Annotated in this window: 6 protein-coding genes; 1 reads left to right on the top strand and 5 read right to left on the bottom strand. The window is 59.2% G+C overall.

Annotation, left to right across the window (positions count from 1 at the left end; translation table 11 throughout):
• Nucleotides 1–203 precede the first annotated feature (203 nt).
• From preA to ABX749_RS14665, 4 genes are all read right to left on the bottom strand, one after another.
• Entirely contained in the window at nucleotides 204–1,331 is a 1,128-nt protein-coding gene (gene preA / locus ABX749_RS14680) for an NAD-dependent dihydropyrimidine dehydrogenase subunit PreA (RefSeq protein ID WP_372896637.1), read from the bottom strand.
• A gap of 72 nt (nucleotides 1,332–1,403) precedes the next feature.
• Nucleotides 1,404–2,786: an aspartate aminotransferase family protein gene (locus ABX749_RS14675; protein WP_372896638.1), complete on the bottom strand. Its 1,383-nt coding sequence runs from the start codon at nucleotides 2,784–2,786 to the stop codon at nucleotides 1,404–1,406.
• Nucleotides 2,786–4,195 (bottom strand): uracil-xanthine permease family protein, encoded by a 1,410-nt coding sequence (locus tag ABX749_RS14670; protein WP_372896636.1) that lies wholly within the window; start codon nucleotides 4,193–4,195, stop codon nucleotides 2,786–2,788. Before ABX749_RS14670 ends, ABX749_RS14675 begins: the two co-directional genes overlap by 1 nt.
• Nucleotides 4,196–4,264: 69 nt before the next feature.
• Nucleotides 4,265–5,137 carry a nitrilase-related carbon-nitrogen hydrolase gene (locus ABX749_RS14665; RefSeq protein ID WP_372896635.1) on the bottom strand — a complete coding sequence of 291 codons (873 nt, stop codon included), beginning with the start codon at nucleotides 5,135–5,137 and terminating at the stop codon, nucleotides 4,265–4,267.
• A gap of 242 nt (nucleotides 5,138–5,379) precedes the next feature.
• Here ABX749_RS14665 and ABX749_RS14660 point away from each other — a divergent pair, with 242 nt between their 5' ends.
• On the top strand, nucleotides 5,380–6,882 hold the full coding sequence (locus ABX749_RS14660; RefSeq protein ID WP_372896634.1) for a CoA-acylating methylmalonate-semialdehyde dehydrogenase: 1,503 nt from the start codon (nucleotides 5,380–5,382) through the stop codon (nucleotides 6,880–6,882).
• Between the two features lie 42 nt (nucleotides 6,883–6,924).
• Here ABX749_RS14660 and ABX749_RS14655 read toward each other — a convergent pair.
• A partial coding sequence (locus tag ABX749_RS14655; protein WP_372896633.1) for a hypothetical protein occupies nucleotides 6,925–7,623 on the bottom strand: 699 nt, incomplete at its 5' end.

Raw genomic sequence — 7,623 nt, 5'->3', positions numbered from 1 at the left:
GTTGGCGACCGGATCTTGGGGTGCGCGGGCGCGACCCCAAGCTTTGATGTGGCACGCCGCTGGCGTGCGGGCCGCAGGAGCGGTTGCCGCTCGCGAGTCGTTCCCACAACGCGGTACGGCGAGTCATTCGTCAGTCATACAATCGACGTCCCCCGCGTGACGTACCAATTCGTGTTCCCAGGCTCTGCCTGGGAACACCATCGCTATCCGACCAAATCGTCCGACTGCTTGACGAACTCGTCTCCGTCCCAGTTTTCGTCGGTCGTGATCCCGGCGGCCCGCTTGGCCTTGGCTTCCGCCTTTTCCGCTTTCGCCTCCGCCTGACGCTTGACCAGATCCGCGTGGGTCGTGAAATAGGGCAGGGCTTTGCCTTTGAAATCATCCAGGGTTTCGAAGCCGTGCTTGTCCATGAACGCGAGCAACTGTTCCTTCATGGTTTCCACGAGCTTGTAGCCGTGCTTCATCACGCCGGTGCAGACTTGAACGGTGTCGGCGCCCAGCAAGAAGAATTCTGCGGCGTCCTCACCGGTCTCAATCCCTCCCAGGCCTGAAAGGGTGCGTCCGGGGAATTCGTCGCGGATCAACGTGGCGATCTCCATGTTCATCCGCAGCGCGATCGGCTTGACCGCTTTGCAGGAATAACCGCCCGGTGTCGTGTAGCCTTCGACCGTGGGCATCGGCCGCAGTGTTTCCAAGTCGACGCCGATGACGCTTCGGATGGTATTGATCGCGGTGATGCCGTCCAGGCCCGCAGCGAGGCAGGCCCGTGAGGGGTCTTCGATCCGTGTGATGTTCGGCGTCATCTTGGCCCACACCGGCTTGGTCGTCGCGGCCCGCACCCAACTACACACCTCGCTCAGGATGTCTGGATTTTCGCCCATCGCCGCGCCCATCTTGCGTTCGGGCAATCCGTGGGGGCAAGAGAAGTTGCACTCGAACATGTCCACACCGGCCGCTTCGCAACGCTCGATGATTTCGAACCAGGCGTCTTTGTTGAACTCTTCCATGATCGATGCGATCAAGACGTTGTCGGGATAGGCGTCTTTGACCCGTTTGTATTCATCGATCCACTGGTCGAACGACATCGTCGAAATCAGCTCGATGTTCTCCCAGCCGTAGGGCTCGCCGGAGTTGTCTTTCAGTCGTCCGTAGCGTGGAGCAACGTTGATGACCTTGGAGGCATCCAGGCTGACCGTTTTCGCGCACGACGCGCCCCAACCGTCGGCAAAGGAACGGCAGATCACCCGCGCGTTGGTTCCCGGTGGTCCCGATCCGATCACGAACGGATTGGGGAATTTAATTCCATGGACAGTCGTTTCGAGCGTCGGCATCTCAGTCGTCTTTCAGTAGTGGGGTAAGCTTCCAGCTTGCCAGTGCAGTCGTGGGGTACGCTTCCAGCTTGCCTATCCCACGGTATGAATCTCTTTTAAACATTCATCGATCGTTGCCAGCATGAATTGGGCGTCATCCTTGGTGATACACATTGGCGGTTTGATCCGCATGGTATTGCCGAACAATCCGCCTTTGCCGAGGATCAAGCCGCGGCGTTTCGTCTGTTCCATCAGTTCCGCGGCTTCGGCCGACGCCGGTTCTTTGGACGTTCGATCTTTTACCAGTTCGACGCCCAGCATCAGTCCCATGCCGCGGACGTCTCCGATCAGCGAATGTTTTTCTTTCAGCTGCATCAGGCCATCGAGGAGAAACTCGCCGATCACGGCCGCGTTCTCTTGAATTCCCTCGGCGTCGATCACTTCCATGGTCGCCAATCCCGACGCCATCGAAACGGGGTTTCCGCCAAAGGTGTTGAAGTGGACTCGGTGGGTCATCGTTGACACCACGGGCCCGGTGGCGGTCACGGCGGCCAGCGGCGCGCCGTTGCCGATCCCTTTGGCCATCGTGATGATGTCGGGTCTGACGCCCCAGTTCTGGTGCGACCAGTAGTGTTTTCCGGTGCGTCCGAATCCCCCTTGAACTTCGTCGGCGATGCACAGCCCGCCGTGCTGACGCACGATGTCATACACGATCGAAAAGAATTCCGGCGGCGGCACAACCGCTCCGCCGACACCTTGGATCGGTTCACCGATGAAACAAGCGATTTGGCCCGGTGTCTGGTATTCGATCACATTCTTGATGTCGTGGGCACACTTCAGTTCACAACTGGGATACTGCAGCCCCAGCGGACATCGATAGCAGTAGCCGGGCACGCTGTGGGTGATGTTGGGTTGCGGGTTGCTGGGAAATTTCCAGGTGCCGTGCGCCGTCATGCCCATCGCGGTGGTGGTGCCGCCGTGATACCCGTTGCGGAGCGCGACGACGTCTTGATTTCCCGTGAACTCGCGCGACATCAGCACCGCGATCTCGTTGGCTTCGCTGCCCGAGTTGGTGAAATAGGTTCGGTCCAGCGGAACACCGGCGGGGTCGGACGGCATTTTGGACGCCAGCTTGGCGGCAAATTGGGCGATCGTCGGGTGCAGGTAGATCGTGGTGGTGTGCTGCAGCCGGCCGGCTTGTGATTGGACCGCTTGGGCCACGTGGGGATGACAGTGCCCGACACTGACGGTGACGATCCCCGCGAATGCATCCAGGTAGCGTTTGCCGGTCTCGTCCCACAGGTACTGCATGTTCCCTTCGACGATCATCAGCGGTTCGCGATAATACGTCAGCACGCCCGGATTGACGTATTGGTGGCGCATCGCCAGCACTTCATCACGCGACGGGCCGTCGTAGGGTTCTGGCGTATGGCGACAGGGCGGCAATTGGGCTTGGGGCAGATCGACAGGTGGCATCACGATGGCTCCGTGAAAGGTTCCTGCGGCTCCAGGCCGCGTTCTCGACGTGTTCCTGGAATGAGATTGTCCAGCGTGATCCCGAGGATTGCCGCGACCGCCATTCCCGTTTGTCCGATCGCGTTGATCACATCGTCGAAGCCATCAATGAACGTCGCTTCGACTGCTTCGGAGCCGCCGTTGGCGAAATAGTAGGGGACACTGATTCCCATGAACAATGCGAATCCTCCGATAAACAGGTTGCGGTCACTGGACAATTCGGCCCTGGCGAACTGTCGAATGCCGACCGCAGAGATCAACCCGAACATCACACAATACAACCCGCCGACGACTGGTTGCGGGATCGCAGCAGCCAGGGCTCCGAATTTTCCGAATAATCCCAGCAGGATCAGGATCACGGCCCCGAGCTGAACGACATATCGCGAGCCGACTTTGGTCAATCCGATTAGCCCGACGTTTTCCGAATAGGACGTCGAACTGAAACCGCCAAAGATCCCCGTCAGCGCGCAACCGATGCCTTCGCAGCCGATCCCCCGGGAGATTTCTTCCGGCGTCGGATCACCACCACCGGCCATCTGCTTGCAGGCGTGGTAGTCGCCAAAACTTTCGATCATCGACGCCAAGTATCCGGCGATCACCGCGACGATGAATCCCAGTTGAAACTTGGGCATGCCCCAGGGCAACACGACATCGTTGAGGCGAAACCAAGACGCCTGCTCGAAGGCGTCCAAATTCGGCCGCGCCGGATGCCCGGGACCAAAGATGCCAAGCAATGAACAGAGGGCGCAAACCGAGACAGCGCCGACAATCGCCAACAGCATCGGAAACATTTGGAAAATCAAATGGTGACGCGCCCAGATAAACGAAAACGTGGTGATCAACACCATCGTCAAAATGGAGATCGGCCAGTGGGACGCGGCGATCGGGGCGCCGGCAGAGTACAGCGCCAGTCCGATCAGCATGATCACCGGGCCGACGACGACCGGCGAGAGCACTTTGCGAATCTGGCCCATCAGCCCACTGAAACCGACCACGATTTCGAAGACGGCGCCGACGAGGATCGCACCGGCGATGTACGGCATCGCGGCGCCCGGCGTGACGGTTTCGCCTTCGGGGTGGATCGTCGCGATGATCATGAAGAACGCCGCCAGGAACGAAAAACTGACCCCTTGGATGATCGGCAATCGCGATCCGAACGTCGCTTGGATCAGCGTCGCGATCCCCGAGCAGAGCATCACGCTGGAAATCAACAACGCAATTGCAGCGGTGTCCATGCCCATCGCCGGACCGAGCAACAAGGGAACCGCCACGGTCGAACCGAACATGGTCAGCACATGTTGCATCGCCAGCACCACCGCTTTCCCAAGCGGCGGCCGATCGTCTAGTCCGTAGATGACTTTGTTGTGCATTTAGAATCGTGGGATTGGCTACAGATCGTAGGGCATGCTGTGCATGCCGAACGTCACGCACAGCGTGACCTACAGCTCCGTGATCGCCCCGTACGTCTCCGGGCGTCGATCGCGGAAAAATTGCCAGGTGTTGCGGACTTCGCGGATCATGTCGAAGTCCATCTCTCCGATCACGATGTCCGTTTCGTCGCGTTTCTCACTCTGGGCGAACAGCTGGCCGCGTGGGTCACAGAAGTAACTTTGACCGTAGAACTGGCCGATGTTCCAAGGGGCTTCGGTGCCGGGGCGATTGATCGCGCCGACGAAGTACTGATTGGCGACCGCGTGGGCCGGTTGCTCGAGTTTCCACAAGTATTCGCTCAGGCCGGCGACGGTCGCACTGGGGTTGAACACGATCTCTGCCCCGCCGAGCCCCAGGCATCGCGCCCCGTCGGGGAAGTGTCTGTCGTAACAAATGTAGACGCCGACTTTTCCGATCCGCGTGTCGAAGACCGGATAGCCGAGGTTGCCGGGGCGGAAGTAAAACTTCTCCCAAAACCCGGGGCTGCAGTGCGGGATATGGATCTTGCGAAACTTGCCCAGGTACGAGCCGTCGGCATCGATCACCGCGGCGGCGTTGTAATAAACCCCCGTCAGGTCTTCCTCGTAGACCGGCACGATCATCACCATTTGATGCTTCTTGGCCAGTTCCATCATCAATTTCGTCGTGGGGCCGTCGGGGACCCGCTCGGTCATCTCGTACCACTTGGGGTCTTGTTCGGCGCAAAAGTACGGGCCGTAAAACAGTTCTTGCAAACAGCAGACCTGTGCACCTTGGTCGGCCGCCTGGGCGATCAGATCGACGTGCAAGTCGATCATCGACGCCTTGATCGTTTCCACCGGCGATGTCGCGGGTTCACAAAGCTTTGCCTGGATCAAAGCCCCTCGGACGATTCGTGCCATCGGTCAAATTTCCTAGTTGTCTAAAAGTGGAGTAAGCTTCCAGCTTGCCGCGTCTAAAGTGGGGTAACGCTTCCAGCTTGCCATTGCCTGGACGACAGCCTGAAAGCCTATCCCACTTCAATCACGTCAACGCTAAGCTTAACAACATCGGGTCATTTTCGTGATACGACTTGAATCGGCAGGTGATCGCCAGCCGATTTCACTCCCAAATTCAAGCGAACGCCAGCTCAACGGAATGCGTGATGAGTACAGAGACACCGACGGCGAAGCTGCGGATCGGATCGAAATGGATGGACAGCGGAGCTGCTAACGCTTCGACCCCGGTGTTCAATCCGTCGACCGGCGAAATCATCGCAAAAACTCCGGTCGGCTCGGTCTCCGACGTCGATGCCGCTGTCGCCGCGGCCGGGGATGCCCTGCCCGAGTGGGCTGAAACCCCGGTCGTCGAGCGGGCTCGCGTGATGTTCGCCTATCGCGAACTGATCGCCCGTCACTTCGAGGAATTGGCCCGGCTGGTCACTCGCGAACACGGCAAGACCTACGGGGAAGCCCGTGCGGAAGTCCAACGCGGACTGGAAATGGTCGAATTCGCCTGCAGCGTTCCCGTGATGCTCTCCGGCGACACGTTTCCGCAAATCGCCGAGAGTGTTGATGGTGAAACGAATCGACATCCCGTCGGCGTCTGTGTGGGAATCACGCCCTACAATTTTCCCCACATGGTTCCGCTGTGGATGTTTCCGATCGCGATCACGTGCGGAAACACGTTCGTGCTCAAACCCAGCGAGAAGGTGCCGCTGAGTGCGATCCGATTGGTCGAGTTATTGATCCAGGCGGGACTTCCCGACGGGGTGCTCAATCTGATCCACGGCGGCAAAGAAGTCGTCGACGCGCTGCTGCAACATCGCGGCGTCGCAGCGGTGTCGTTCGTCGGTTCGACATCGGTCGCCAAGCATGTGTACCAAGTCGGAACCGCGGCCGGGAAGCGGGTGCAGGCTGCCGGCGGAGCCAAAAACCATTTGATCATCATGCCCGACGCCGACGTGGACCAGTCTTCCAAGGCGCTCGCCGCATCGGCATTCGGCTGTGCCGGTCAACGATGCATGGCCGGTTCGGTCGCGATCGCCGTCGGTTCAGCCGCGGAACCGTTGCTCGATCAATTGGTCGGTTTCGCGGGCAATCTGAAAGTCGCACCGACCGACAACAATGACGCAGCCGAGATGGGACCGGTGATCAGCGCCGACCATCGCGATCGTGTCGCTGGTTACTTGGAAACGGCCGAGCGAGCGGGGGCCAAGGTCGTTTTGGACGGACGCCAAGTGGATGCCGGTGACGCCTTTCTGCTCGGTCCCAGCGTCGTCGATCAAGTCACCACGGACATGCCGCTGTGGAAAGAAGAAATCTTTGGCCCGGTGTTGTCGGTCGTGCGCGCAGAATCGTTGCAAGAGGCGCTGGCGATCGGCAAGTCCTGTCCGTTCGGAAACGGCGCCTCGATCTTCACCAGTGACGGGTACGCGGCACGCGAATTCAAACGTCACTTCAATGCCGGCATGATCGGCATCAATGTCGGCGTGCCCGCGCCGATGGCATGGCTGCCGTTTACCGGTTGGAATCAATCGTTCTTTGGGGACCTGCACATTCAAGGCACCGAAGGCGTCCACTTTTATACCCGCCAAAAGATGACACTCACCCGCTGGTTCGAATCGTCCAGCGAGTCCCATCACGACCCGGTCTGGAAATCGAAATAGCCAGCGGCCGAACGCAGTGGACACCGGCTGTGACGATTTGTTTCACCTGCGATACAGCAGGGGCTTCTCGTCCTGGTCGATCAGCACCATGTATCGGTCCCCTGTCAACGCAATGTCCTTCAACTGGCCGCGCACTTTCATCAGGGGCGCCAAGTTCTCGCCGCGCTGTCTGCGCTCGTAAACGGGAACGAATTCGGTCGCCGGTGACCACCGTGACAGCTGGCCGCCACGATCGCTGACCAGCCAATCATCACCCAGTCTGCCGTGCACCCAGTGTGATCTCAATTCGTCAATGTTGCGTCCGGAGTCGATGTCGTAGACCACAACGCGGAATAAATGGCCGACGACCATGCGTTTTCCGTCGGCCGAGAAAAACACACCCGGGTGTTCCGAATCGAGCGAACCTCGGGTTTGCACTGTTTTCAATGCACGTTCGTCTTCAGGGTCCCAAATCACGATTCGGTCGGTTTGTGCCAGTGCGATTCGCCCGCTTCGCTCGTCGATGTCGATGGCTTGGATCATTGAAATCCGGACGTTGCCCGTTCGTCGTGCGACTTCGGCCAATTCGACCACCCGCTCTCGCGAACGAACATTGTAGAGTCGAAGTGCATCCTGTTCGGCCACCAAAAGTTGTTGGCCATCCTCAGAAAAACGGACACATCGGGATCGACGATCAATATTGGTCGGCCATCGAGATTCCCCTGCGGGATCGGCATAGTCGGCAAGCGGACGGCCGTCGTT

This window comes from Stieleria sp. (assembly GCF_041595215.1).
GTDB lineage: Bacteria > Planctomycetota > Planctomycetia > Pirellulales > Pirellulaceae > Stieleria > Stieleria magnilauensis.
This window is presented reverse-complemented; position numbering and strand designations above follow the sequence as displayed.